This is a genomic window from Kitasatospora sp. NPDC059577, assembly GCF_042735475.1.
In the GTDB taxonomy this organism is placed as follows: Bacteria; Actinomycetota; Actinomycetes; order Streptomycetales; family Streptomycetaceae; genus Kitasatospora.
The window spans coordinates 14456-39241 of sequence record NZ_JBHWBZ010000064.1 but is presented as its reverse complement, the minus strand read 5'-3'; the positions used below and the strand labels follow the sequence as shown (position 1 = coordinate 39241).

Genomic DNA, 24786 nt, shown 5'->3' with positions numbered 1-24786 from the left:
CCGAACCCGCCGTCGGGGTCCCGGCGGTCGCTCCCGGGACGCCGGGGGTACCGGTGGGGACTTCAACAGCCGTCGCCGGAGCGCCGCCGGCGGTCTTGCCGTTGTCTCCGCCGCTCAGGGCCACCCAGCTTCCCAGTAGGGCGACGGACCCCAGGAAGGCGCCGGAAGCGATGAACCGCCTGTTCGTGAAGGGGTTGCGCGGGCCGTCCGGCCCGCTCAAGGAAGTCTGATCGGGCATGACGGTCTCCCCGTGGGTCTGCAGGCCGTGGTGTCGGCTCAGATGAGCATCCCGACGAGACCGGACGCCGCGCCGCCGAGGATGCAGGCGGCGAGTACCCAGGCCAGCGAGGAGGCGTGCTCGCCGCCCTGCCCGCGGCTGTGGGAGACGGCCATCTTTCCGGCGGTCAGCAGGATGCCGCAGACGCACAGGGCGAAGACGACCCAGGCGACCCACTGGAGGACGGTCTTCAGCTTCTCGGCGCCGGGCGGCGCCGAGCCGGTTCCCGGGTCGACGTCGAACTTCGGTGCCGGGGTGTTGTCCGCCAGGATGTGCCCGGCCCCGTGGGCGACGTGCTGGACGCTGTCCGCGCCGGCTTGCAGAAGGTCGAACATCATCTCGGTTCCCCCAGGGTCTCGATGGGCAGGACCGGGGCGCCCCCGGTGATCAGCGCAGCGCGCATCCGGCAGATCATATGTTGATTTCAACCGTTCAGCCGACAGGCTTTCAGCGCGCTCTTCCCCCGGGGAGAACCGCTTGACGAGCAATCACTTGATGCGCACTGATGTCCGAATGTCCTAGGGTGCGAATCTCCGTCATGCGACCTCGGGGGGAAGACGCAGCGTGAGTGGGAGCCTGGGCAAGGCGGTCGTGGCCGTTTTCGTCGGCTGCGGAGTCATCGTCGCCATGTTCGGGTTCTTCGTGGTGGCCGCTTTCGGAGGGGGACAGCTTCCGAGCTCGGGCGGCTCGGGAGCGGGGGGGAACCTCGACACCTCGAAGGTCCCCCCGGAGTACGTGGCGTGGGTTCTGAAGGCCGGTGTGTGCGAGGACGTCCCCGGCGCGCTGAGTCCGGCCGTCATCGCCGCGCAGATCGAGGCCGAGTCCGACTGGATCCCCGACCGGACGAGCCCCGCGGGTGCGCAGGGGCTCAGCCAGTTCATGCCCGGCACCTGGAAGTCCTGGGGGAAGGACGAGAACGACAACCACGACGGTGGCTCCCCCTTCGACCCACCGGACGCGATCATGGCGCAGGGGCGGTACGACTGTTACCTGGCCGGCGAGGTCCAGAAGTACGTGAAGGCGGGTCAGGCCAGCGGTGACATCACCGACCTCATGCTGGCCGCCTACAACGCGGGCCCCTACGCGGTGAAGTACAACCACGGTGTCCCGCCGTACACCGAGACCCTGGGGTACGTGCAGAAGATCCGGGGGCTGATCAGCAAGTACAGCCTTCCCCTCGCCGGTGGCGGGCCGTTCGGGGACGCCGTCATCGAGGCCGCCCGCGCCAAGCTCGACCTCCCCTATGTCTGGGGCGGCGGGGACGAGCACGGCCCGACCGGCGGTGGCTACGACTGCTCAGGGCTGGTGCTGTACGCCGTCTACCAGGCCTCCAAGGGCAAGATCGACCTGCCGCACAGCAGCGAGATCCAGGTGACGATGGGCACCGCAGTCGACCGCAACGCCATGCAGCCCGGCGACATCATCGGCTTCGACCTCCACAACAACGGCGACTACGACCACATCGGCATCTACATCGGCAACCACCAGATGATCCACGCCCCTCACACCGGCGACGTGGTCAAGGTCGCCACCCTCGACTGGTACGAGAAGTACCCCTGGAAGGTCAGGCGATTCGGATGACCTCGTCCCTGAAGCGCACGGCAGCGGCCGTCCTCCTGGCCGTCCTCGTCACCGGGTGCTCCCTGGACGGCGGCCCGCTGCGCACCCGGCCGGCGCCGCCGCCCGTTCCCTCCTCCGACCCTGTCGCCGCACCGCTGCCCCAGGGCCGCGGCGGGATCCCGGCGGGCGGCCTGCCCGATTTCGGCAAGGTCGACGGCAACGACCCGGCGGCCGTGGCCGAGGCCGCCCTCACCACGATGTGGACCGTGGACACCGACATCGACACGTCCCTGATGGACGGGGAGAGACGGGCCGCCCCCATGTTCACGGCGCGGCGGGCGGAGGGAGCCGCGGCGACCACCCCGCGCGCCCAGCCCGGCGACCTGTGGAACACCTGGGCGTCGCACCACGCCTTCACCACCGTTCAGGCCCGGCAGTCCCATGAGGACGGAGGGCCGAGCGACGGTCCCACGACCGCCTACCAACGGTGGGCGGTCACCGTCACGCCCAGGGGACGAGACAGCTGGACCGGGCCGTCCGAAGTCCACGTCGCGCTCGTCGTCCTGCTCCGCGACGACACCGCGCGGCCCTGGCGGCTGGACACTCTCAACCTCGGATGACCTGCTGGAGGAACGACAAACCGTGGGAAACGACCTACAGGTGCCCGGCTGGCCGCTGGTCACCATCGTGCTCGGCGCCGACGGCGACGCCCGGGTGGACGGGAACCCCGTCCCGGTGCCACCCGGTGAGGAGGCACGCCCGGCTGCGTTCGCGCACGCCGTCGCCACCGCCGCGCGTCTCGGCAGGCCGGTCCGGGTCAAGCTGACCGACACCGACGGCGCGGACTGGATCCTGGCGGCGCACCCCGACGGCGCCGAGTCGACGCTGGAGAAACCGGCGTCCTCGCGGCGGCGCGGCGCCAGGCCGAAGAAGGCCCCCAAGCCGCCGAAGCCCGCCAAGGAGCCCCGGGCCAAGGACGCTCCCCCGACGCGGGCGACGCCGCCGGGGCCCGCCGGAGCCGACCGGCTCGAAGAACCGCCCGCCGCCGGACCGCAGGCGCGGCCGCCCGCCGCCGCGACGCCCGCCCCGGCCGTCCCGCCCACTCCGGAGAGCGCCCTCATGGCGGCCGTCGAGGCCGGCGACTGGATCACGGCGGCCGCCCAGCTCAAGCAGCTCAAGGCCGACCCGCGCCAGGTCGACCGGGTCGCCGAGGCCGAGGCCCAACTCGCCGCCGTACGCGGAGACCTGGCGACAGCCACCGTTCAGTACACCGCCCTGGCCCTCGCCCGGACCCAGTCCGTGGGGGTCGACCACCCGAGCACCCACCGCGCCGCCGACCACGCCCAGGACCTGTGGGGCCGCATCACCGATCCCCGGCAGGCCCTCCAAACCGGCCGCGCCCTCCTGCAGCTCCGCCAGATCGTCCCTCCCGCCGACCCGGCCTCCCTGGTCCGACTCCGCCTGCGTCTGGCCCGCTTGCACGTCACCTGACGTCCGTCCTCACCGCCCCGTCCGTGATCACCGTCTGCGAGCGCGGGGCGTCTGATAGCGTCCGGCTCGTTGCCGTAACGAGGAGTGGGGAACCTATGCGCTGGCGTGCACGGACCTACGGCGGGGCTTCGGTCGCGGCAGTGATCGCCTTGGCGCTCACCGGTTGCGGCGCCGCGGACGGCACGAAGGGTTCCCAGAACGGCGGCTCCCCCTCCGGCGTGCCCGGGAACTCCACGAGCGACCCCGCCAAAGCGATCGGCGTGCCGGGAACCGTCACCGTGTCGTGGTGCGACGTGAAGCCGGGCGCCGGCGGTGCCCCGAACGCCCAGCAGCTGACGCTCGCCTCGTACTCCGTGGACGACGGGCGGGAAGTCGCCCGCGCCGTCTCCGTGCTTCCTCCCGGCGCGGACACCGGGGTCCTCTGCGACCCCAACGCGCACGACAGCGTTCCTCGGGCCCTGCGTCAGGCCTTCAACAAGGACTTCACGTTGGTCGCGGGACTGCTGCCGTCCCCTCAACAATCCGCGGGGAGCTCGGGTGGCCCGGCGGCCGCATTCTCGCTCGGGCCCCAGGGCGTGCCGGTCGGCGCCCCGTCCGCCGATCCCTTCACGGTGGGCGCCAAAGACCGCACACCAGCCTTCCAGAGCGGCACCTCGACCCTGTGGTACGAGAACCAGGACCGGCACGTTCTGAGCCGTGACCTCGGTCAGCAGGGCGCCTCCGCCACCGACCGCGGGCTCTCCCACGGACCGGCCTTCGCACTCGCGGGGGACCGGCCCTGGTCCCGTGTGCCTCTCGGCAACACCGTCGACAGCGTGGCCGTCAATCCGGCCGGCACGGCCGCGGCCGCCGGGGGCAGCCACGGCAGCGGCGTCTGGCTCAAGGACACTGCGGCGCCCGGGTACGGCGACCAGTACGTCGAGTCGGCCCGGTTCGGCCCGAACACCTCCGCCTCGGACTCCAAGAGCCTGCCCGGGGGCGACACCGTCCCCCAGTGCGCCCCGAAGTTCTGGACCGACGACCACAGCCTCTTCTGCGCCGGCAAGGGCTTCTCCCTGGTGGTGCTCTCCGACGCGTTCGACTCAGTGCAGAAGGTCGAGCCGCTGCTGCCCGAGAACGACCGCGACAACACCGCCGTCGTCCCCTCTCCCGACCTGAAGTCGGTGGTGTTCCTGTCGCGGCAGGGCCAGGACGTCGCCGAGCTGTACCGCCTCGACCTCACCCCCGGCGCCACCCCCAAGAAGCTCGCCTCCATCCCACCGAACAGCCCCCGCGTGAAGTCGGAGCTCCGCCTGGTCGGGTGGCAGTAGCCCGGCCCCCGGCCCGGACCTGGGGGCCGGGCCGTCGCCGGTTCGCACCGTGGGAGCCGCCGCCGCCCGCGGAAGCTTGAGACCTGCGTCACAAGCACCCTCAAGACGAGCGGCGGAGAGGGCCACCGGGAGGGTGCGCCGGTGCGCGGTTCCCGTCCCGGCCCGGACGCGACCGCAGGCCGGAGCCGGTGGGGATTCGCCGCCCGCGGGAACTGTGGGGCACGTCCGCCGCGTCGGAATCCTTCGGAACAACTCCACCGATGTCAGTGTTTGACGGTTCGTCATTTCCGAGTCGCGCACCGTGTCCGACTCCGGGGGTGTTCCGGGGCCGGTGATCGCGGGTACGCACGAACACCACGCTTTCCCCACCGGCCCGTTCGAAATTCATGTCCATGTCGACAAACCGGCGATCCCCCGAGATCTCGACCACCGCAAAGCGACTGGCGTTCACCAGGGGGAACAGGCCAGAATCACCGTGGCAGTGTGATGATCTAATGGAAAGTCAATAGTCACTCGATAAGCGTGGGGGGACGCGTTGCGAGACAGGACCGGCCGGATCGGGAAGGAAACGATCAAGCCGTCACGCCACATCACCGCGTGGGTTCCCGCCGTCGCGGGTGTCCTGGTGCTGGCGGCCACCGCCACCGCCTGCGGCGGAGGGTCCGACAAGCCCGCCGAGGCCGCGACGACCACCCCGGCGGGTCCGGCCCCCGCGGCTACCACGTCCGCGCCGCCCCCCGCCCCGACGGCGGACCCGACGGTCAAGGCGGGCACCGACGTCCTGGCCGCGTACAAGGCCTTCACCGATTACAAGGTGACGGCGTTGAGGTCCGGCCACGCCGACGTCAACAAGCAGTCGGCGGTCGCCATGGGGGACGCGTACAAGTCGCTCGCCTCGACGATCTTCGAGTCCCAGCAGAGCGGGGTCGTCTTCAAGGGCGACCTGGTCAGCGCGCCCGCCGTGGAGGCGATCGATCTGACGGCGTCTCCGGGCAAGGCCACGCTGACCGACTGCCTCGACGTCTCCCACTGGGAGCCGGTGTACTCGAGCAACGGCAAGAGCGCCGCCGCTCCCTCGCAGGCGACCCGTTTCGTCGTGAACGTCGGCGCCCAGCAGATGCCGGACGGCACCTGGCGGATCTCCCAGTACACGACCGACAAGGCGCGGTCATGCTGAGACGGGGCATGGCCACCCTGGCGGCGGCCTCGGTCGTCGTCCTCGGTCTCGCGGCCCCGGCGAGCGCGGACGGCGGCTGCCCGCCCGAGACTGACGTCTGCATCATCGTCAAGGACCCGGGCAAGCCCCCGGGAGGAGGCGACGGGGGCGGGGGCGGCGGGAACGGCGGAGGCTCTGCCACCTGCACCTGGCAGACCCAGACCGTCCCCTGTAACTCGCCCGACTTCGGCTGGTACAACGCCCAGGACGGCTGCTACTACAACCTGATGAATCCGCAGCCGGATCCCAACAACTGGGTGTGGGTGGGCCATCAGCCCGGGGACGGCGCCATCTACGGCCGTACCTGCCCGTTCGGTTACGAAGGCGACTCGGCTCCCAACGGCCCCGTGTGGCTGCAGAACCCACCGCCCGGCTTCGGCGGCGGCCCCACTCCGGCGCAGCTGGCGCAGGAGATCTTCGCTTCGATGACGTTCGATGTGCCGGACATCGGTACCGCGCCGGACCGGGGCGGGAAGGGTGTGATCGGGATGCCGGTGTGGCTGTGGGCGAAGGCGTCCAAGACGAGCTGGGGCCCGTGGGTGGAGTCGAAGTCCTCCGGCGCACTGTCGGTGTCGGTCACCGCGAAGGTGACCCGGATCGACTGGTCGATGGGCGACGGCGGCTCACGCAGCTGCGCGACCGCCGGAACGCCGTACACGCCTGAGAGCGGCGCCGCGACGTCGCCGGACTGCGGCTACCGCTACACCACGACCAGCGCGGGCAAGCCCGGCGGAAAGTTCCCGGTCAGCGCCACCACCACCTGGACGGTGCACTGGGAGGGCGGAGGCCAGCAAGGCGACCTCCCCACCATCACCAAGACCTCCACCACAGAACTCACCATCGGCGAAGTCCAGGTCCTCAACTAGCCCAGGTCCTCGGACAGAGGTCCGTTCAGTCCGCGGGCCCGGGCCGTTCCTCGGCCCGGCCCCGGACTCTCCTACTCGTTACTCCTCGGGGGATGTAGCTCTTGAGCAGCACCGTTACCGGGTCTCACGGCGCGGGCGCGCCGGCCGGCCCTTCCGCCGTGGCTCCGGCGGCCCCGCCGCGCGCGTTGACGGCCCGGCGCCGGCGCCCCGCGCTGATCGGCCTGTCCGTGGCACTCGTGGCGGCAGGCGGCCTCCTCGGCGCCTTCGCCGTGCTGACGACCGGGCAGCACAAGGCGGTCGTGGCATTGGCCAAGCCGGTGGCCGAGGGCGCGGTGATCACCGACGCGGACCTGACCGAGGCGTCGATCACGTTGGACCCGGCCGCGATCAAGCCGATCCTGGCGGTCGACCGGAGCACGGTGGTCGGCAAGCGGGCGGCGAACAGCCTGCACGCCGGCGCCCTGGTGACCAAGGAGGACCTGACCGACGCGCCGCTGATCGCCGCGGGGCAGCAGCTGGTGGGTGTCCTCCTCAAGCCCGGGCAGCTGCCGTCGACGCCGCTGACCCCGGGGCTGGCGGTGCTGGTGGTGTCGACCCCGGGTGAGGACTCGGCCGCCGGGGCCGCGGCGAACGCCGCGAACGCCGCGCCGCCGGCGACGATGAAGGCCAAGGTGGTGCGGGTCGGCGACCCGGAGACCACGGGGAGCAGGACGGTGGACCTCGCGGTGGCGGGCACCGACGGACCGGCGCTGGCCGCCCGTGCGGCGACGGGGCGCATCGCGCTCATCGTCGCCGCCAAGGGCACGGGCTGATGGCGGTCGTCACGGTCTCCGGCTGCACGGGTGCCCCGGGTGCCACGACCACCGCGCTGGCGCTGCTGCTGTCGTGGCCGCTCGAAACGGGACGCCGGGCGATCCTGGCGGAGTGCGACCCGGACGGCGGCGCGGTGGTGCTGGGGGCGCTGTCCGGGCGCACCCCCGGTTCGTACGGGCTGCGCAACCTCGCGGTGGCCGACCGTCAGGGGCAGTTGGGCGAGGCGTTCTGGCGCCAGCTGGTCGACCTGTCGGACGGCGACGCGGACCGGCTGTTGTTGCCCGGGATCACCGATCCGGCGCAGACGGCCGGACTGGCGTACACGTGGGAGCGGCTGGCCGGACTGTTCACCGCGATCGAGAACGTGCAGCCCAGCCACGACGTGATCGTCGACCTCGGCCGTTCGGGGGCGTACGGCCTGGCGTCCCCTCTGGTACGCAAGGCGGATCTGCAGCTCGTCGTGGTGCGCGGCACCCTGCGGGGTGTGCAGTCCGCGCAGGTGCGGGTGCGGGCGCTGCGCGAGGACCTGGAGACCAACTCGCCGGGCTCGGACGGCCTGGGCGCCGTCCTGGTCGAGTCGGGCCCCTACAGCGCGGACGAGGTGTCGCGCGAACTCGGCGTGCCGGTCGTCATGACACTGCCGCATTCCCCGAAGGCGGCCGCCGTGCTGTCGGACGGCGAGGACGGCGGACGCGGGTTCAAGCGCTCGGACCTGATGCGGGCGGCGCGCTCGGGTGCCGAGCGGGTCTTCTCCCTGACCGCGCAGCGCCGCGCGCGGCTGGCCCCCGTTCCCCGTCCCGATGCCGTGGGAGGACAACCGAATGCTCAGCGGTAAGCCTCTTCACCCCGATCCGAGCGTGCGACCGACCGTTCAGGAGGACGAGGCGGCCGGTCCGTCCGCGCTGCCCGCCGGGCTGCGCTTCGGACCGGTGACGCCGGCCCCTGCGGCCGCCGCCACCGTGGCCCTGCGCGCCGTGGAACCCCCGGCCGCCCGGCGCGGCCCGTCCACGCCGGCCGCGACGCCGCAGGCCACCGGCCGGCGTTCCGCTCAGCCCGCCCCCCGGGCTCACCGCGCGGTGCCGACCGACGACATCGACCACGCCGTCGCGGCCCAGCTCAAGCGGCAGGTCGCCGACCGGCTCTCCCGCGAGCTGGAACGCGACCCGTCGATGGAGCAGGCCACCCAGATGCAGCGCGGCCGCGCGCTGATCAACGAGGCCGTGGCCGTATGGGCGACCGCCGCCGCGGTCGAGAGCGGCCTGCCCGTACCGCCGGAGACCGCCCGGCGGATGTCGGGCGCGGTCTACGACCTGCTGTTCCGCGCCGGTCGCCTCCAGCAGTACCTGGACGACGACCGGGTGGAGAACATCCTCGTCAACGGCCATGACCGGGTCTACATCGACTACGGCGACTCCCGGCGCGTCAAGGTGCCGCCGGTGGCGGAGAGCGAGGAGGACCTGCGGGAACTCCTGCGGGACCTCGCCCGCCGCAGCGGATCCGGTGAGCGCACGCTCTCCACCGCCAACCCCTTCCTGGCCCTGCGGCTGGAGGACGGCTCCCGCATGCAGGTGATCAGCGAGGTCACCCCGCGCACCTACGTGACGATCCGCCGCCACCGCGTGCGGGACATGGATCTGAACGGGATGGTCGAGCTCGGGTCGATCGACAGCACCCTCGCGGTGTTCCTGGCCGCCCTGATCCGGGCGAAGAAGAACGTCATGGTGGTCGGCACCCAGGGCGTGGGCAAGACCAGTCTGCTGCGGGCGATGGCCCGCGAGATCCCGGCGGAGGAGCGGATCGGCACGCTGGAGACCGAGTTCGAACTGTTCCTCCACGAGGACGACGGCCAGGAGCGCCAGATCGTCCCGATGGAGGCCCGCGAGGGCAACGGCGAGCGTGTCAACGGCCGCGCCGCGGGCGAGATCACCGTCGGCGACCTGATCTACCCGGCGCTGCGGATGAGCCTGCGCCGCATGGTCGTCGGAGAGGTCCGCGGCGCCGAGGTCGTACCGATGCTGCGGGTGATGACCAACGGAGAGGGCGGGTCGCTGTGCACGCTGCACGCGCGTGAGCCGCACATGACCTTCGACCGCATCGCCGAGCTGTTCCTCGAGTACGGGCACGGCATGACCGAGGCCCTGGCGTACCGTCAGTGCGCCAACGGCCTGGACTTCGTGGTCTTCGTGAAGATGATCGACGAGACCGGTATCGGCGGGCGGCGCCACCGCTTCGTCAGCCACGTGTTGGAGGTCACGGGCATGGGCGAGAACGGCCGCCCGTCCACGAACACGATCTTCGGCCCGAGACCGGAGGTCGGTGAGGAGCGCGCCGTGCCGCTGATGCACCCCAGTTGCCTGGGTGACCTGATGCGCGTCGGATTCCCCGCGCCGCTGCTGGACAACCCTGCGGGCACCTGGGCCCGGCCGCTCGACCTGATGGTGAGGATGGCGTGACGCGACTCCTGTTCGGCCTGGTCGCCGGGATGCTCGTCGTCGGCGGACTCGTGGGCGCCGCCGTCGGACTCGTCGGCACCACGGCACCGCCCGCTCCCGGACCCGCCTCGCGTCTGCGGGCCGCCCTGACGTCCGGCGAGCACGACGTGCGGGCCCGCGCCCGGGCCCGCACCCGACTGCTCGCCTCGGTGGTGGGCGGCGTGCTGCTGTGGATCGTCACCGGCTGGTTCGTCCTCGGAATGATTCTCGTCCTGGTCGTGGCGGGCCTGCCCTGGCTGCTCGCGTCCACGGGGAACAACAAGACCCGGATCGAGCAGCTGGACGCGCTCGCCGAGTGGACCCGGCGACTGTCCGACGTGCTGATGCTGGGCATGGGCCTGGAGCAGGCGATCATCTCCAGCCGCAAGACCGCACCGGTCGTGCTGCAGGAGCCGGTGGGCGAGCTGGCGGCCCGGCTGCTGTCCGGCTGGCGTCCCGCCGACGCCCTGCGGGCGTTCGCCGCGATCCTGAGCGACGCCACCGCCGACAAGGTCGTCTCCGCGCTCATCCTCAAGACGAGCGACCGGGGCCCCGGCCTGGCCCAAGCCCTCAACGACCTCGCCGACAGCATCCGCGAGGAGGTCCGCCAGCGCCGGGACGTCGAGGCGGACCGGGCCAAACCCCGCACCACCGTGAAGTGGCTGACCTGGATGACCGTCGGCATCCTCGTCCTGGGCAGCTTCGCCACCGATTACATCGAGCCCTACAAGACGTTCCTCGGCCAGATGGTCCTGGCGGTCATCCTGCTCGGGTTCGTCGGCGTGCTGAGCTGGATGCGATCGCTCGCCTCCTACCGGCCCACTCCGCGTTTCCTCATCGCCGACCCGCGTTCCAGCGTGAAGCTCCAGCAGACCTCCGCCCCGGTCCCCGGGCACCACGGCCCGGTCCGGGAGGTGAGCGCACGATGATGGTCGACCCGATCGCCGTGATCGGCGGCGCCCTCGCCGGCGGGGGCGTGGCGCTGTTCGTCCGGGCCCTCGTACGGCCGCAGCCCAACCTGGCCGCCACCCTGGACGCCGTCAACAATCCGCGCGCCGCCGACACGACCGAGCTGACCCGTGACGAGCGCGTCGGCGCCTGGCTGGAAACGCACCTGCAGCAGGTCCCCGGGGTGAGCATCCCTCGGACCAGCCTGGCCCTGGTCGGCCAGAACCCCGGTCGGTTCCTGCTCACCAAGGCGGCGATGGCCTTCATGGGCCTGCTGGTGCCGTCGCTGGTGTGCGCCCTGTGGGCGGTCGCCGGGCTGACCATGCCGGTACCCGTACCGGTCGTGGTGTCACTGCTCCTGGCCACCGTGCTGTGGTTCGTCCCGGACCTGGCGCTGCGGGACCAGGCCAAGCGGGCCCGGCAGGAGTTCTCCCACGCGATCGCGGCCTACCTCGAACTGGTGGCGCTGGAGCGGGCCGGCGACGCCGGGCCGGCCGAAGCCCTGGAGAAGGCCGCCGCGGTCGGCGGGAGCTGGGCCTTCGTGCGCCTGCAGCAGGCCCTCACCCGGGCTCGTGTCGACAAGATCGCCCCCTGGGAGAGCCTGCGCCAGCTCGCCGCCGAGCTGGACCTGCCGGTCCTCGCCGACGTCGCCGACATCATGCGCCTGTCCGCGAACGACGGTGCCGCCGTCTACACCACTCTTCGAAGCAGGGCGAAGAGCCTTCGCACCGAGCTGATGGCGGGACAGACCGAGGAGGCCAACGCGGCCTCCGAAGCGATGACCGCGCCGGGCGCCCTCATGGCCGTCCTGGTGATGGCGCTCATCGCCTTCCCGTCCATCATCCGCATCATGACCGGCTGACCGGCCCCGTGCCGCAGACGGGACACGCACCACACTCAACGGGAGGAACCCCATGAACGACTTCGGTACCAAGATCCGCTCGATAGTGTCGGCGGACCCGGAGAACCTGCCGGCCCTGGCGGTGATCGACGTCCTGTCCGCCCGGATCCGGTCCCTGCGCGAGGAGGACGCCGAGCGCGGCGACATCAGCATCACGACGGTCATCGTCTGGGTGGCCGTCATCGCCTGCGCCATCGGAATCGCCGGCGCCATCGCGGTGCTCGCGTCCAAGTACAAGGGCAAGATCGAAAACTCGGACAAGGGATGACGAGCCCGGACAAGTGGCTATCCGTCAAGTCATGAGCAAGCGGGAAGAGGGGGGCCGCCGCCGGTGGCGACGGCCCCGTCTCACGGACGACCGCGGGGACGTCTCCCTCGAAATGGCCATCGTCTTCCCGCTGGTCATCGTTCTGACCATGCTGGTCGTCCAGGTGGGCCTGTGGTACTACGCCCGGGAGATCGCCCTGTCCGCGGCCCGTTCGGGCGTCGCGGCCGGGCGCGGCCACCAGGACTCGCCGGGCAAGGGCGCCGCGCGCGCGAGGGAGGTCCTCGACCGGACCGCGGGCAGTTCGCTGCTGCAGGCGGACGCGAGTGTCTCCTCGACCGCCGACCGGATCACCATCCGGGTGACCGGGCGCGCTCCGAGCCTGCTCCCGTTCCTGTCCGGCCCCTCCGTCGATCAGAGCGCGTCCGCGCCCCGAGAGCACTGGACCGGTCATTGACCCTCCATAACCTTGCCCCGCGCCGGGACGAGGGCAGCGCCTCCATCGAGGCCGCGATCCTCGTCCCGGTCCTCATGCTGTTCATCGCCCTGGCGTTCATGGCCGGACGGATCGCCCTCGCGAGCCAGGCCGTCGACTCCGCCGTGGAGGACGCCGCCCGCGACGCCTCCATCGCCCGCAGCCCGGCCGCGGCCGCGTCGGCCACCGCCGGCCAGACCCTGGCCCGGCAGGGCCTGCACTGCCAGGGCTCGCCACGAGTGACGGTCGCCGTCAATCTCGGCGCCACGGGGACGGGCGGCACCGTCACCGCCACGGTGGTCTGCGACGTCGCGCTCGGTGACCTCGCCTTCCCGGGCATGCCCGGGACCCACACCATCCGCAGCACGTTCACCTCTGCCATCGACCGGTTCGTGGAGCGCTGATGACCGACCACACGACGGCCGCCCGAAGGCGCCCCCTCGATAGGTTCGCGGGTGGCCACGACCGCGGCAGCATCGGTCTGTGGGCCGCGATCCTGGTGCCCTCCCTCCTGCTGATCATCGGGCTGACCATCGACGGCGGCGGCAAGATCCGCGCCGACGAACGGGCGGAGCGCATCGCCCAGGAGGCCGCCCGCACCGGAGGCCAGCAGCTCGACGCCGGCAAGGCCATTCCGGGCAAGGCCATCGCCGTCGACCCGGACAAGGCCGTCGCCGCCGCGCAGGCCTACCTCCGTGCCAACGGTGCCACCGGATCCGCCCACCCGGCGGACGGCAACCGAAAGCTGGTCGTGACGGTCGACGGCCCCGCCTACAAGACCAAGTTCTTCTCGCTGATGGGCGTCGGCGAACTCGCCGTCCACGGAGAGGCGAGCGCCACCCTCGTCTACGGAGTGACCGGACCGGAGGCTCCCTGATGTCCCGACGACCCGCCGCCCGCCGCAACCTGCTCGCCGACCTGCTGCGCATGCTCGCCTCGCTGGTCGCGCTGGCGGCCCTGCTGGTCGCGCTGCCGATCGGCCTCTACGTGGCGACCCGGGCCCTGTTGCCGCTCGGCCTGACCGGTCTCGGCTCGCTGGACGACCTGCTGACCAAGCAGGACACCGGCGGGCTCGCCTTGCTGGTCCTCGCCGTCATCGGCTGGATCGGCTGGGCGCAGTTCGCGGTGTCCGTGCTGCTGGAGGTGCCCGCGCAGCTACGCGGGCGCAGGGCCCCGAAGCTCCGCGGGTTCGGGCTGAGCCAGCGCGCGGCCGCCGGCCTGGTCGGCGGGATCCTGATCCTGCTGCCCACCGCCGGTGGCGCCTTCGCCGCCACGGCCGCGCCCGGGCTGCCCGCTCCCGCGCAGGCCAGGGTGGCGGTGACGGCGTCCGCCGCCTCGGGGCAACAGGCCGAGGCGGGCCCGGCGGCCGACCAGGTCCGAAGCGGTGCGGTCCAGGCCGCGTCGGACCAGCGCGTCTACACCGTCCAGGACACCAGCCCGGCCGACAGCCTCTGGAGCATCGCCGAGCACGAGCTCGGCGACGGCGCCCGCTGGCACGAGATCGCCGCCCTCAACGAGGGCCGGACGATGCCCGGCGGAGCCGTGTTCCACGCCTCGGGCGACATCCAGCCCGGCTGGCAGCTCTTCCTGCCGGGGACCGGTGGCGCGGGCGCGTCCGCGCAGACGGCGGGTGCGCCGACGACCGTGACCGTGCGGGCCGGCGACACCCTGTCCTCCATCGCCGAGCGAGAGCTGGGCGACGCCGACCGCTACCCCGAGCTCGCCGAGGCCAACGTCGGACACACCATGCCGGACGGGCGGCAGATGACGGCGGCCGACGAGATCTTCCCGGGCTGGACCATCACCATCCCGCAGCCGGCTTCCCCGGCCGCCGTCTCGCCCTCCGGCCAGGGCTCCGTGACACAGCCACCCGTCACGCAGCCGTCCCAGAGCCCGGCGCCCTCGGCCTCCGCTCCGACGGCCCCGGCGCCGACGGCGCAGCAGCCCGCCACGCAGCAGCCGGCTCCGTCCGTACCGTCGGCGGCACCGAGCACCGCGCCCGCGCCGACTGCGGCACCGTCGACGGAGCCGGCGGCCTCGCCCTCGACCGCCGCCCAGGCTCCCACCACCGCGCCGGCCCCGGCGCAGAGCCCCGCGCAGCAGCCCTCGGCTGCGCCGACGGCGCAGGCCTCCCCCTCGGCCGCCGACTCCTCCGCCCCGTCCGCCGGCGCGGAGGCCGCCCAGCCCGCCGGGCCCACCATCGCCGCGCCGACGTCCGAGGCCCCCGAGGCGACCCCGGCGGAACTGACCCAGAGCAGTTCCGCCGTCGACATCGCCGCCATCGCCACCTGGGGCGGCCTGGTCGCGGCGGGCATCGTGTCCGCGCTGGGCCTCAAGCGCATGCTCCAGCAGCGCGGCCGCCGCCGGGGCGAGCGGATCCGCATGCCCGGGCCGGCCACGACCGCACCCGCGCAGCCCGCGTCCGTCGACCCTGTCGCGCAGGCCTCCCAGCGGCTCGCGGACCTGGAGCTGCGCCTGCGCGCCAGCGAGGACCCCACCGGTGCGGACCTCGTCGACCGTGCCCTTCGCACGCTGGCGGCCCGGCTCGCCGAGCAGGGCCGCCCGCTGCCGCGGGTGGCGGCCGTGCTGCTCGGCCCCACCGCGCTCGATCTGGTGCTCCTGGAGGACCCCGGGCAGCCCGTCGCGCCGTTCACCCCGACCGCCGACCCCGCTCGGTGGACGTGCCCCGCCGCCGGCGCCGACCTGCTCGACGCGGAGAGCGCCCGTCACGTCGTCGCCCCATACCCTGCCCTGGCCACGCTCGGCCGCGACGGTGACGACCTCGTACTGGTGGACCTGGAGACGCTCGGCGTCCTGCTGCTCGACGTGAACGACGCGCGGCCGTTCGTCCGCGCTCTCGCCGTGGAGCTCGCCTCCGCGCCGTGGCGGGACGACCTCGGTGTCCTCCTGGCCGGCCTCGACGAGGGCCTCGCGCAGCTCGACAGCGGCTACGGGCGGCTGCAGCCGGTCGCCACCCTGGCCGAGGCCCTCGCCGACCTGTCGGGCTGGAACCAGGTCATCCGTCAGGCCCTCACCGACGCCGGGATCCCGAGTGTCCGGCACGCCCGGACGACGTCGGCCACGCCTGATTCGTGGACCCCGCGCATCGCCGTCAGCGCCGTCCCCCTCACGGCCGCAGACGCGGCGGACGCCGGACGGCTGCACACCGACCCGGTCTGCGGGGCATTGATCGCCCCGGCCGACCACGACGTCCTGCCCCAGGTGGTACGGATGCCCGCGCTCTCCGGCGGCCCGCTCACCATCGCGGGTCTCACCCTCGGCCACCTGGTGCCGCAACGCATCACGGACGAGGACTTCGACGCCCTGATGGAGTTGTTCGGCCTCACCGGCGAACCCAGCCGGGCCCCGGAGCCTGAAGAGGTCCCGGTGACGGAACCGTCTGAGACCGTGGTGGTCCCCACCGCCACGGTGGTCGACCGGAGCCCGGTTCCCGTGGTCCCCACCGCCACGGTGGTCGACCGCGGCCCCACTCCCGTGATCCCCACCGCCGAGGCCGCAGAGGAGGCGGAGGAGGTCACCGCGGCCTTCCCCGAGTCGGCGGGCACGGCCGTTCCGCCCGCCGACGGTTCCGGGCTCCCGGATCTCCCCGACGCCACCGGCCCCGTGGTCAACATCCTCGGCCCCGCGCACCTGACCGGCGTCGACACCGGTTCGATCCAGCCGACCGCCGCCACACGCCTGACCGAGGTGGCCGCGTGGATCGCCCTGCACCCCGGCGGATCGCTGCAGCAGCTGACCGTCGACCTGAACCCGTCCGCCCCCAACACGGTCTCCTCGGCCGGGCTCGTGTCCGCGCTGCGGCGCTGGCTCGGCAGCGCCGGGGACGACACCCCGTACCTGCCCCAGGACACCGGTGCGGGCCTGCGCTTCGGCCCGCACGTCACCTCCGACTGGGACCGGTTCCTCCAGCTCACCACCCGCGGTACGCACCGTTCCCGGCAGCAGGCTCTCGACCTCGTCGCCGACCGGCCGTTCGCCGGTGTGCCCCCGCGCCGCTACATCTGGGCCGAGGGCTACCGGCAGCAGATCATCGCCGCGGTCGTGGACACGGCCGCGCAGGTGGCCGAACACTGCCTGGAGGTGCGTGACCACCTCGGGGCCCTCAAGGCGGCCGACACGGGGATCCGGGTCGAGGCCGCGGCCGAGCCCCTGTACCGCCTGGCCATGCGCGCAGCTCACCTGGCGGGCGACCGCGAAGGGGTGGAGCGCTACGCGGACAGGCTCGAAGCCGTTCTCGACCAGCTCGGCACCGAGATGGAGCCGGCCACCTCCGAACTGCTGCGCACCATGCTGAGCGCCGACCCGCGCCTGGCCGGGTGGCCGTCGTGACGGGTTCCGCCGGCCCCACGGCACCGGCCGGGGGCCGGCTGAGGCTCGACGCCGAGAGCACGGCCGTCCTGCGCGAGCACGTCGTCGCGATCGGCGCCGCCGCCGCCGTCGCGGGGGCGGCGCTCGCCTGGCGCCTCGGCTCCTCCCCGCTGCTGCCGGGCTGTCTGGCCCTCGCGGTCCTCGCCAGTGTCCTGGGCGCGATCGACCTCGCCCTGCACCGCCTTCCCGACGCCCTCACCCTGCCCGCCTACCCGGTGTTCGCGCTGCTCCTGGCCTATCCGGCCGCGCAGTCCCCCGAGACGGCGCTGCGGGCCCTCCTCGCCGCCGTGGCCCTTCCGGCGTTCTACCTGGTGGCCGCGCTCCTGCCGGACGGTCCGGGCCTCGGCGACGTGAAGGCGGCAGGACCGGTGGGAGCCCTGCTCGGCTGGACCGGCTGGCACGCCGTCGTCATCGGCACGTTCCTCGCCTTCCTCCTCACCGCGCTCGCCGGTATCGCGCGGCTCGTCGCCCGCCGGGCGAGCGGGCGCACCCGGCTCGCCTTCGGACCGTCCCTGTACGCGGGCGCGGTGCTGGCGCTGCTGCTGTTCGGCCGCTGACCGCTCACGATGTCCGCCCGTATGCCGCGCGGCCCCCGCGAATGCCGGGAAGACGCTGGCGCCGCCGGTGGGATCTGACGAGAATTGCGGGACGCATGGGCAAGCCTGATGGTCCATCGGTCGCCATTGACGCGCACAACGGGGGGCGGAATTGTACGAGGGAATCAGCCCAGGCAGTCCGGTGGTGCTCCGCAAGGGGCCGGGCACCGTCCGACGGCCTCTCGCCGCCGCGCTGGTCGTCGGGATCGCCCTGACGATGAGCGCCTGCTCCGGCAAGGACCACGAGCCCGTTGCCCCGGCATCCCCGTCGGCCCCGGCGACACCGCCCCCGTCCACCGCCACGTCGGCCGCCGGTCCCGCGGGCAAGGACACGGCGGACGTCCTGGCGGCGTACCAGGCCTACACCGAGGCCAAGATCACCGCGATGACCACAGGCCAGGCGGACCCGGACAAGCTGCTCGGGGTCGCCACGGGCAGCGCCTACGACGGCCTGGCCGGCGACATCACCCGGGCCCAGCAGGCCGGCATCCTCTACAAGGGGACCGAGGTGACCCACCCGCAGGTGACGGCCGTGAACGTATCCGATTCGCCGCACAAGGCGACCCTGACGGACTGCGTCGATGTCTCGAACTGGACGGCGGTGTTCTCCGCGTCCGGGAAGAACGCGGTGGCCACCGGAACGCCCGGCCGTCTGTACGTCGACGTCGAGGCGGTCCAGGCCGCGGGCGGCGCGTGGCGGATCAGTGCGTACTCTCCGGACCGGAGCCGGACGTGCTGAGGGGCCGGGCGGCGCTGACCACCGCCGTGACCGTGGCCGCGCTCGCAGCCGTGCTCCCGGCCTCCCCGGCCGCCGCCGACGGCGGACAGTGCCCACCTGGCAGTGTGATGATGGCGGACGTCTGCATCGCCGTCACCGACAACGGCGGTGGGGGATCGGGCGGGAACGGCTCCGGCGGGGGGAACTCCGGAGGGGGCGGATCCGGGGGAAACGGCGCCCCCCAGCCCTGCATCTTCAACGGGGTCACCGTCCCCTGCTCGAACGGGTGGGGCTGGTACAACGCGGAGGACGGCTGCTACTACCGGCTCTCCCAGCCGCAGCCGCCCGCCGGAGACCCGCTCTGGGAAGGCCACCAGCCCGGTGACGGAGCGGTCTACGGCCGGAGCTGCTACCTCGCGGCCGCCGGCGGAGGGATCGCCCAGGGACCCAAGGGCGGCGTGGGCTGGCGGGCGACTCCCCCGCCGGGCTTCGGAGGAGGGATCACACCGGCCACCCTGGCCCAGACGATCTTCGCGACGATGTCGTTCGACGTGCCGGAGATCGGCACGGCGCCGGACCGGGGTGGCAAGGGTGTGATCGGGATGCCGGTGTGGCTGTGGGCGAAGGCGTCCAAGACGAGCTGGGGCCCGTGGATCGAGTCGAAGTCCTCCGGCGCACTGTCCGTGTCGGTCACCGCGAAGGTGACACGCATCGACTGGTCGATGGGCGACGGCGGGACACGCTCCTGCACCACGCCCGGGACGCCCTACACCCCGGACCTGGGCGCCGCGACGTCCCCGGACTGCGGCTACCGCTACACCAGCACCAGCGCCGGCAAACCCGGCGGCAAGTTCCCGGTCAGCGCCACCACCACCTGGACCGTCCACTGGGAAGGCGGAGGCCAGCAAGGCGACCTCCCCGCCATCACCAAGACCTCCACCACAGAACTCACCATCGGCGAAGTCCAGGTCCTCAACTGAAACGGATCCGCTGACCGACGTCCGGGTCCGGCCGGGCCGATGGCCATCGGTCAGCGGGCTCCCGGGGGCGGTGGGGCGAGGGTGAGCAGGCCGCAGCCGTAGGCCTTGGAGGGGCCGATGCCGCCGAGGAGCGCGGCTTGCAGGAGGCCGGGGTCGGTGATGCGCAGGCGGCCTTCGAAGGTGGCGGTGGTGAGGGTGACGGGGGTGCGGGTGCCGGGCTTGGTGAAGGTGCTGCGGCTGCGGTCGGTGATCCTCACCTCGCGGGCGGGTGGCGCGTCGGCGGGGGTGTCCGGGGCGGACGGTTCGAGGCCCGGTGCGGGGTGGTCGGTGTGTGCCTCGGGAATGGTGAAGCCCCAGCGGGTGGTGCGGTCCAGGAACCAGGTGAGCTGGTGGGCGGCGGTGCGGTGGGGCATGCGGTAGGAGCGGTGGTGGAGTTGGTCGGCGGTCTTGGTGCGGTGCGGGCTCGCCTTGTCGGGCGTGGAGGTGTTCTGGACGGGGCTGGCCTTGAGGCGGAAGGCGAACTCGCGGCCGGCGGCGAGCCGGCCGAGCAGGGGGCTGTAGTCGCGGATCGCGTAGTGCTCGCCGTCGGCGTCGGGCCATCCGGCCTGTTCGACGATGTGGGTCCAGTCGGGTTTGGAGGGGGTGAGGACCAGCAGGACGGGGCGGCGCGGGTGGTCGGTGTCCAGGCGCCACAGGATCCGGTCGCCGGGGGCGGTGTCGGGGTTGCCGGCCGTGACGGCGCCGTGCAGGGCGCGCGGGTTGGCGAGCAGGGTGCGGCTGGCGGCGCGCAGGGGGTTGATGCGGACGCGGGAGAGGTAGGTCATCGGGTCACCAGCCCAGCAGGGCGAACGGGTCATGGCCGCCGGCCGACGAGGCCGGCTGCTCGGTCCGGTCTGACGGGGGCAGGCCGGTGGGGACGTCGAGCCAGGCGTGACGGATCCGCCGGGTGGAGAAGCCGCGCTCGCGGGGGTCGAAGGAGCGCGGCACGTCCTGGAGGGTGTCGTCGCCAGCGGGGTCGTCGAAGGTCGCGGCCAGGTCGATCCGGTGCGGCGAGAACGGCTCCGGGCCCCGCTGGGCCCGCCGCCGGTAGGCGTTCATGGCGACAACGCCGGCTTGCCAGGGCTCGCTGGCCAGGACGTCCTCCAGGGTGGCGTGACGCACCGCGCCGAGGGCGATCGGCTGGGTGGGGACGCAGGAGCGCCGGCCGAGGGCGAGCGGGAACGCCGGGCGGCGGACGGCTTCGGCGAGCGTCGCGATGAGGCCGGCCGGGCCCTGGACGGCGGCGAGGAACACCGCGTCCTGGAGGTAGTAGCGGTGGGTGACGTGGGTGTCCTTGGCCGGGGAGGTCGGCTTCTGCAGGCCCTTGGCGTTGACGCCGGCCTGCGGCAGCGGCCGGCCCCGGTAGTCGCTGACGGTGTGGTAGTCGCGCAGCAGGGTTCCGGGCTGGTCGACACGGACGCCCAGGCGCAGGCCGACCAGGTCGGTGATGTCCGCTTCGCGCGGGCGGCCTGCGGCGGCGGCGAGCAGGCCGACGACGCCGGACTTGGTCGGCTGGGGCCGGGTGTCGCGGCGGTTGAAGGCGCTGCGGTCGCCCCAGGACTGGAGCGGGCCGGCCAGGCGCAGGACGACGACCGCCTGCTCCTCATCCTGCTTCGGGGGCGGTGCGGGGGTGGGGTGGTCGGGCATCAGTTGTCGTTCACCCGCTCGGTGAGGGCGGTGCGCAGTCCGTCGCGCAGCTCGGCGAAGGTGCGGTTCACGCCGAACGCCTCCGTCAGCTTCCGCCCGGTCCCGTCGGTGCCGGCGTCGAGGGTGTGGCAGATACCGACGTACAGCGGGGTGTCGCCCCACTGCTCGGTGGCGGTGGTGAACTCGGCGGCGAGGCGACGCGCGGACTCGGCGACGATGCCCTGGCTCGCCGGGACGGGGTTCTCGTAGGCGGAGACGAGGTTCACGGGCTGGTCGGCGCGGACGACGACGGCGACCAGGCTGGGGCGGGTGCGGTGCGCGAACGAGTTTCCGTACCCGGTGGGCATGGAGCGGGCGAAGGAGTCGACGAACAGGTCGACGGCGTCCACCGTGGCCTTGTCGTCCCCGAGGTTCTCCCGCAGCTGGTGCAGGCCGACGGTCGCGTAGCGGTAGAGGGTGGCGGAGTTGAAGCCGATGGTGCCGATCATCCCCGCGCCGGTCTCATCTGCGGTCTGCTCGTCGTCGACGGCCGTGTAGTAGTCGAATTCGAGCTCGGCGGCATGGGTGGAGATCGCGTGGGCCACCTGCGTCGCGGCGTCGATGTTCAGGCCCGGGACGTCGGCGACCATCCGCCCGAAGAGCGCGACGTCGGCCGGGTGGCCGCCCTGCAACCGCTCCTTGACCGGCAGGGCCTTGACCGCCTCCTCCAAAGCCTTCGCGTCGAGGGCGGCGAGGTCCGCGGCCGTACCGGCGACCAGGTCGACGATGCCGTCCAGCTGGCGGCGCCCGTAGAAGAGCAGGTAGGCGGTCTCGCCTTCCTTCTTGCCGGCGGAGATCCCCGTCGACTTGATCAGCGCGCCGGCGATCCGCCGCGCGTCCTCGGCCGCGACGCCGCTTCGCTCCGCGATGCCCTTGGCGAGCTGGACGGCGATCCGCTTCGTTCGGGTGGCCAGGTCCTGCGGGTCCCGGCTCTCGGCGAAGTGGATGCGGGTGGCGCGCTTCCAGGCCTGGGAGGAGACCCGGGATCGGCGCTTGCCGCCGAAGCAGGCCTCCTTGGGGTTGCCGTTGTCGTCCCGGTTGAGGTTCGCCGGCGGGACGGTCTGCAGGATGTGCACGTCTATGAAAAGGCGGTCGGTCATGCGCTTCTCCTCGAAGGGACGATGGTCCGGTGGTGATGGGGATGCCAGGGCTCCGGCCGCTCAGCGACGGTCAGTCGCCCGCGGGCGTCCGGCCCTTCCACACCTGGTAGTCGAGGGCCCATGTGAGGCGGACCCGGGGGCGCCGGTCCGTGTGGTGCCAGGCCTGGATGTCGGCCGTCAGGTGGTCGTGGTCCAGGGGCTGACCGGCGGTGCGGAGCTGGGTGACCAGGCCACGCAGGTGGACCAGTAGCGCGGACACGCTGGTCGCACCGGCGAGCTGGGCGACCCGGGTGTCGAGCGCTTCCTCGCTGACCTCGCCGCTGCGGCGCAGGGCTAGCAGGGCTTCGCCGAGCCTCACGCCGCGTCGGTGCATCGGCTCGGACCGCCCCCGCTGGTGGAGGTCGTAGAGAGCCCGCGTCGAGGGGTCGGCCTTCTGTCCGTCGGAGACCTCGTCGTGTCGCGCGAGGACGTCGTCGGCCTCAACGGTGCAGAGCGGCCACACCCCGGGGTGGTCCATGGCGGGACGGGGGAGGATCCCGTCGAGCCGACGCCGGAAGGCCGCCCCTGCGGTGCCGAGTTTGTAAGTCTGCGGTTTGCCGGACTTGTCGGCCAGGATGACGGTGCGGCCCGCGAAGGTGGTGCCGGATGCGGCCAGCAGGAGTCCGTTCGCCGTGTCCCAGGCGTGGCGGTACGCCAGGTGCTCCCAGGCGAGCCTGCCGCGCTCCAGGAGGTCGTCGTCGGTGCCGGCGTCACGGACTCCAGCGAGCAGGCGGCGCACCAGGGGGTCGAGGGTGTGCAGGAGGACTTCGCCGGGGCGTTGGCCCTTGTCCCAGGGGATGGGATCGGTTCCGGCGGCCCGGCGCAGATCGGCGGAGAGGTTGTTGACGGCCTGGGCGAGCTGTTCCGCCTGTTCGGCCACGTCCAGGAGGAGTTGGTGGGCTTCGCTGTCCCGATGGAGGGCGAGCAGGGGCAACGGGATCGTGTCGTGGACGACGTCCTCGACGACGGAGGACTGGGTGCCGTAGACCACGCCGAAGGTCTCGACCCGCAGCGGGTAGTCGGCGGGCAGTTTGCCGATCTCCTGGAGGGCGCCGACCTCGTCAAGGAGGGCGCTGGTCTCGAAGGAGCCGCCCGTGCTCTGGCGGGTGGACGCGAGGAGTGCGTCCAGGCCGCGCCAGGCGGCCTTGCCCTGGGTGTGGCGGCGTGGTCTTCGCTCGTTCGGGGCCGAGGAGGACTTCTTGCCGGGTGCCGCAGAGGTCCAGGCGGTATGCGGTTCCAGCTCGGGCGTCCGCGTGAGCCGGTCTCCGGCGCCGATGACCACCCGGGCGACCCGCAGCCGGCCGGCCTCGTCCCGATGCGGGACGAGGCGGATCCGCCGGGCCTGCCACGTCCACAGGTCGAGGAGGCCCTCAGCCTCACGGAGCTCCCACGCGGGGCCGTGCGGCCCGCGCTTCCACTGCGGAACGCCGAGGGCCTCGGGCTGGGTGACCGGGAGGTTCAGCAGGAGGGTCTCGTACAGGGTCCGCCCGGTGGGGATGACGACGCCGAGCTGGCCGAGCGGGCCGGTCGGGTTCCCGGTCGTCTTGCCCGCTTTGACCAGGGGATCGCCGACGGCGCCGGTCTTGATCGCCGCGGTGTCCCAGCAGTGGGCGTGCAGGAGCCAGTGCGCGGCCTGGGCCGGCGTCAGGTCGAGCGGGTCCGCGTCCGACCGGCTGGCGAACAGGGGGACGTTGTTGCCGCTCGCCGCGGTTGCCACGAGAGTGGCGGAACCCTTCGTCTCGCCCTTGGCCGTGCGCAGTCCCGCGACCTGCCCGAACGGCGCGACGGGATCGAAGAGGTCGAACGCCGCGCGGTGTGTCCCGAGATAGGTCCGGAGGCTGTCCAGTTCGGCCTCCGCAAACCGTCCTCGAGCGAGCCGGGCGCCTTTCTCCCGCGGCGTCCGGGGTACGCCGGTGGCGTCGGCGACGACAGGCAGCAGAACCTGGCGCAGGACGGCCGGCAGCTGGGTGGAGAACTCCACGACCAGACCCTCGAGTTCGTGGGCCCCGGTGAGGGCCTCGGCGATCCCCACGGTCACGGGAGAGCCGCCACCGACCGGGCGGACTGTCAGCCACGGTTCCTCGACCAGGCCGTACCCAGGCACGAGCCGTCCTCCCCACTAACCGTGTCCGACTGATCGCCGCCTCATCGTGGCATCCCCGAATCCGATCCGTCGCTCGGCCCCGGGGCCATGTCGTCCATGCTCCGGCCCCGCGGTTCGGGAATTCCTGAAATCGAAAACCTGAACTGATCTGGCGTACTCTGAGGTGCATCATCGCAGGTCGGGAAGTGACGGTCCCACATGTGCGGGGATCTTCCAGTGGCCACGGCATGCCGAGTCCACGAGTCGTCGTCGGCCCCGCGCACGCGGGGATCACTCCCCTCTACGAACGTCACAGCCTTCCCCCGTCCTGTCGGCCCCGCCTACGCGGGGATTGTCCGACCGACCACTGGGCTGGCTCCAACGCAACAGTGTCGGCCCCGCCTACGCGGGGAGTGCTCCCGTGGGCCCGGGCAGTGGGCCGTGTGTCGTGCCCCCCCCAGCGGGGGCGACCCCCCGCCGGGGGGCGGGGCAGGGGGGGGGGGCGGTTTACATGTGCCCCGCCCCGGGTGCGCACCCGGGGGGTGCCCCGTGTCATATTAACA

General features: G+C 72.8%; 24 protein-coding genes. 19 read left to right on the top strand and 5 right to left on the bottom strand.

Annotated features, from left to right (window positions below):
* Positions 1-276: 276 nt before the first annotated feature.
* A complete protein-coding gene (locus ACFV0O_RS34515) occupies positions 277-615 on the bottom strand; it encodes a hypothetical protein (protein WP_380347736.1) in 339 nt (112 codons plus the stop codon).
* A gap of 226 nt (positions 616-841) precedes the next feature.
* Between ACFV0O_RS34515 and ACFV0O_RS34510 the strand changes: the two genes are divergently transcribed.
* The 19 genes from ACFV0O_RS34510 to ACFV0O_RS34420 all read left to right on the top strand — a co-directional run bounded on the left by ACFV0O_RS34510 (position 842) and on the right by ACFV0O_RS34420 (position 19276).
* A complete protein-coding gene (locus tag ACFV0O_RS34510; protein ID WP_380347734.1) occupies positions 842-1858 on the top strand; it encodes an NlpC/P60 family protein in 1017 nt (338 codons plus the stop codon).
* Positions 1855-2457, top strand: coding sequence for a hypothetical protein (locus ACFV0O_RS34505; protein WP_380347732.1), 603 nt, complete (start codon positions 1855-1857; stop codon positions 2455-2457). The genes ACFV0O_RS34510 and ACFV0O_RS34505 overlap by 4 nt, the downstream gene beginning before the upstream one ends.
* Before the next feature lie 22 nt (positions 2458-2479).
* A complete protein-coding gene (locus tag ACFV0O_RS34500; RefSeq protein WP_380347730.1) occupies positions 2480-3328 on the top strand; it encodes a hypothetical protein in 849 nt (282 codons plus the stop codon).
* Positions 3329-3423: 95 nt separating this feature from the next.
* On the top strand, positions 3424-4638 hold the full coding sequence (locus tag ACFV0O_RS34495) for a hypothetical protein (RefSeq protein ID WP_380347728.1): 1215 nt from the start codon (positions 3424-3426) through the stop codon (positions 4636-4638).
* A gap of 535 nt (positions 4639-5173) precedes the next feature.
* Entirely contained in the window at positions 5174-5815 is a 642-nt protein-coding gene (locus ACFV0O_RS34490) for a hypothetical protein (protein ID WP_380347726.1), read from the top strand.
* Positions 5809-6720, top strand: a complete 912-nt coding sequence (locus ACFV0O_RS34485; RefSeq protein ID WP_380347724.1) for a hypothetical protein — start codon at positions 5809-5811, stop codon at positions 6718-6720. Before ACFV0O_RS34490 ends, ACFV0O_RS34485 begins: the two co-directional genes overlap by 7 nt.
* Before the next feature lie 101 nt (positions 6721-6821).
* Positions 6822-7532, top strand: coding sequence for a flagella basal body P-ring formation protein FlgA (locus tag ACFV0O_RS34480; protein ID WP_380347722.1), 711 nt, complete (start codon positions 6822-6824; stop codon positions 7530-7532).
* The gene (locus ACFV0O_RS34475; RefSeq protein ID WP_380347720.1) at positions 7532-8368 is read left to right on the top strand and encodes a hypothetical protein; all 837 of its coding nucleotides are present in this window, start codon (positions 7532-7534) and stop codon (positions 8366-8368) included. Before ACFV0O_RS34480 ends, ACFV0O_RS34475 begins: the two co-directional genes overlap by 1 nt.
* 22 nt (positions 8369-8390) lie before the next feature.
* The gene (locus tag ACFV0O_RS34470; RefSeq protein ID WP_380347718.1) at positions 8391-9986 is read left to right on the top strand and encodes a CpaF family protein; all 1596 of its coding nucleotides are present in this window, start codon (positions 8391-8393) and stop codon (positions 9984-9986) included.
* Entirely contained in the window at positions 9983-10933 is a 951-nt protein-coding gene (locus ACFV0O_RS34465) for a type II secretion system F family protein (protein ID WP_380347716.1), read from the top strand. Before ACFV0O_RS34470 ends, ACFV0O_RS34465 begins: the two co-directional genes overlap by 4 nt.
* Positions 10930-11814, top strand: coding sequence for a hypothetical protein (locus tag ACFV0O_RS34460; RefSeq protein WP_380347714.1), 885 nt, complete (start codon positions 10930-10932; stop codon positions 11812-11814). The genes ACFV0O_RS34465 and ACFV0O_RS34460 overlap by 4 nt, the downstream gene beginning before the upstream one ends.
* Positions 11815-11866: 52 nt before the next feature.
* Positions 11867-12121, top strand: coding sequence for a hypothetical protein (locus tag ACFV0O_RS34455; RefSeq protein WP_380347712.1), 255 nt, complete (start codon positions 11867-11869; stop codon positions 12119-12121).
* Between the two features lie 31 nt (positions 12122-12152).
* Complete coding sequence (locus ACFV0O_RS34450; protein WP_380347710.1) at positions 12153-12575, top strand: TadE/TadG family type IV pilus assembly protein; 423 nt, start codon at positions 12153-12155, stop codon at positions 12573-12575.
* Positions 12572-12997 (top strand): TadE family protein, encoded by a 426-nt coding sequence (locus tag ACFV0O_RS34445; protein WP_380347707.1) that lies wholly within the window; start codon positions 12572-12574, stop codon positions 12995-12997. Before ACFV0O_RS34450 ends, ACFV0O_RS34445 begins: the two co-directional genes overlap by 4 nt.
* Positions 12997-13470 (top strand): pilus assembly protein TadG-related protein, encoded by a 474-nt coding sequence (locus tag ACFV0O_RS34440; RefSeq protein WP_380347705.1) that lies wholly within the window; start codon positions 12997-12999, stop codon positions 13468-13470. The genes ACFV0O_RS34445 and ACFV0O_RS34440 overlap by 1 nt, the downstream gene beginning before the upstream one ends.
* Entirely contained in the window at positions 13470-16943 is a 3474-nt protein-coding gene (locus ACFV0O_RS34435) for a LysM peptidoglycan-binding domain-containing protein (RefSeq protein ID WP_380347703.1), read from the top strand. Before ACFV0O_RS34440 ends, ACFV0O_RS34435 begins: the two co-directional genes overlap by 1 nt.
* Positions 16940-17539 (top strand): prepilin peptidase, encoded by a 600-nt coding sequence (locus ACFV0O_RS34430; protein ID WP_380347701.1) that lies wholly within the window; start codon positions 16940-16942, stop codon positions 17537-17539. Before ACFV0O_RS34435 ends, ACFV0O_RS34430 begins: the two co-directional genes overlap by 4 nt.
* Positions 17540-17720: 181 nt before the next feature.
* Positions 17721-18317 (top strand): hypothetical protein, encoded by a 597-nt coding sequence (locus ACFV0O_RS34425; RefSeq protein ID WP_380347699.1) that lies wholly within the window; start codon positions 17721-17723, stop codon positions 18315-18317.
* A complete protein-coding gene (locus tag ACFV0O_RS34420) occupies positions 18311-19276 on the top strand; it encodes an ATP/GTP-binding protein (RefSeq protein ID WP_380347697.1) in 966 nt (321 codons plus the stop codon). The genes ACFV0O_RS34425 and ACFV0O_RS34420 overlap by 7 nt, the downstream gene beginning before the upstream one ends.
* Before the next feature lie 50 nt (positions 19277-19326).
* Here ACFV0O_RS34420 and cas6e read toward each other — a convergent pair whose 3' ends face one another.
* From cas6e to casA, 4 genes are all read right to left on the bottom strand, one after another.
* Entirely contained in the window at positions 19327-20100 is a 774-nt protein-coding gene (cas6e, locus tag ACFV0O_RS34415; protein WP_380347696.1) for a type I-E CRISPR-associated protein Cas6/Cse3/CasE, read from the bottom strand.
* 4 nt (positions 20101-20104) lie between these two features.
* On the bottom strand, positions 20105-20962 hold the full coding sequence (gene cas5e, locus ACFV0O_RS34410; protein WP_380347694.1) for a type I-E CRISPR-associated protein Cas5/CasD: 858 nt from the start codon (positions 20960-20962) through the stop codon (positions 20105-20107).
* Positions 20962-22101, bottom strand: a complete 1140-nt coding sequence (gene cas7e / locus ACFV0O_RS34405) for a type I-E CRISPR-associated protein Cas7/Cse4/CasC (RefSeq protein ID WP_380347692.1) — start codon at positions 22099-22101, stop codon at positions 20962-20964. The genes cas5e and cas7e overlap by 1 nt, the downstream gene beginning before the upstream one ends.
* A gap of 70 nt (positions 22102-22171) precedes the next feature.
* Positions 22172-24244, bottom strand: coding sequence for a type I-E CRISPR-associated protein Cse1/CasA (casA, locus tag ACFV0O_RS34400; RefSeq protein WP_380347690.1), 2073 nt, complete (start codon positions 24242-24244; stop codon positions 22172-22174).
* Positions 24245-24786 lie beyond the last annotated feature (542 nt).

Bases quoted from the DNA above. Each gene is read 5' to 3' on its own strand.
- ACFV0O_RS34505 (WP_380347732.1), top strand. From the start codon at position 1,855: ATGACCTCGTCCCTGAAGCGCACGGCAGCGGCCGTCCTCCTGGCCGTC.
- ACFV0O_RS34435 (WP_380347703.1), top strand. From the start codon at position 13,470: ATGTCCCGACGACCCGCCGCCCGCCGCAACCTGCTCGCCGACCTGCTG.
- ACFV0O_RS34455 (WP_380347712.1), top strand. From the start codon at position 11,867: ATGAACGACTTCGGTACCAAGATCCGCTCGATAGTGTCGGCGGACCCG.
- ACFV0O_RS34485 (WP_380347724.1), top strand. From the start codon at position 5,809: ATGCTGAGACGGGGCATGGCCACCCTGGCGGCGGCCTCGGTCGTCGTC.
- ACFV0O_RS34440 (WP_380347705.1), top strand. From the start codon at position 12,997: ATGACCGACCACACGACGGCCGCCCGAAGGCGCCCCCTCGATAGGTTC.
- ACFV0O_RS34495 (WP_380347728.1), top strand. From the start codon at position 3,424: ATGCGCTGGCGTGCACGGACCTACGGCGGGGCTTCGGTCGCGGCAGTG.
- cas7e (WP_380347692.1), bottom strand. From the start codon at position 22,101: ATGACCGACCGCCTTTTCATAGACGTGCACATCCTGCAGACCGTCCCG.
- cas6e (WP_380347696.1), bottom strand. From the start codon at position 20,100: ATGACCTACCTCTCCCGCGTCCGCATCAACCCCCTGCGCGCCGCCAGC.
- cas5e (WP_380347694.1), bottom strand. From the start codon at position 20,962: ATGCCCGACCACCCCACCCCCGCACCGCCCCCGAAGCAGGATGAGGAG.
- ACFV0O_RS34515 (WP_380347736.1), bottom strand. From the start codon at position 615: ATGATGTTCGACCTTCTGCAAGCCGGCGCGGACAGCGTCCAGCACGTC.
- ACFV0O_RS34450 (WP_380347710.1), top strand. From the start codon at position 12,153: ATGAGCAAGCGGGAAGAGGGGGGCCGCCGCCGGTGGCGACGGCCCCGT.
- ACFV0O_RS34460 (WP_380347714.1), top strand. From the start codon at position 10,930: ATGATGGTCGACCCGATCGCCGTGATCGGCGGCGCCCTCGCCGGCGGG.
- ACFV0O_RS34475 (WP_380347720.1), top strand. From the start codon at position 7,532: ATGGCGGTCGTCACGGTCTCCGGCTGCACGGGTGCCCCGGGTGCCACG.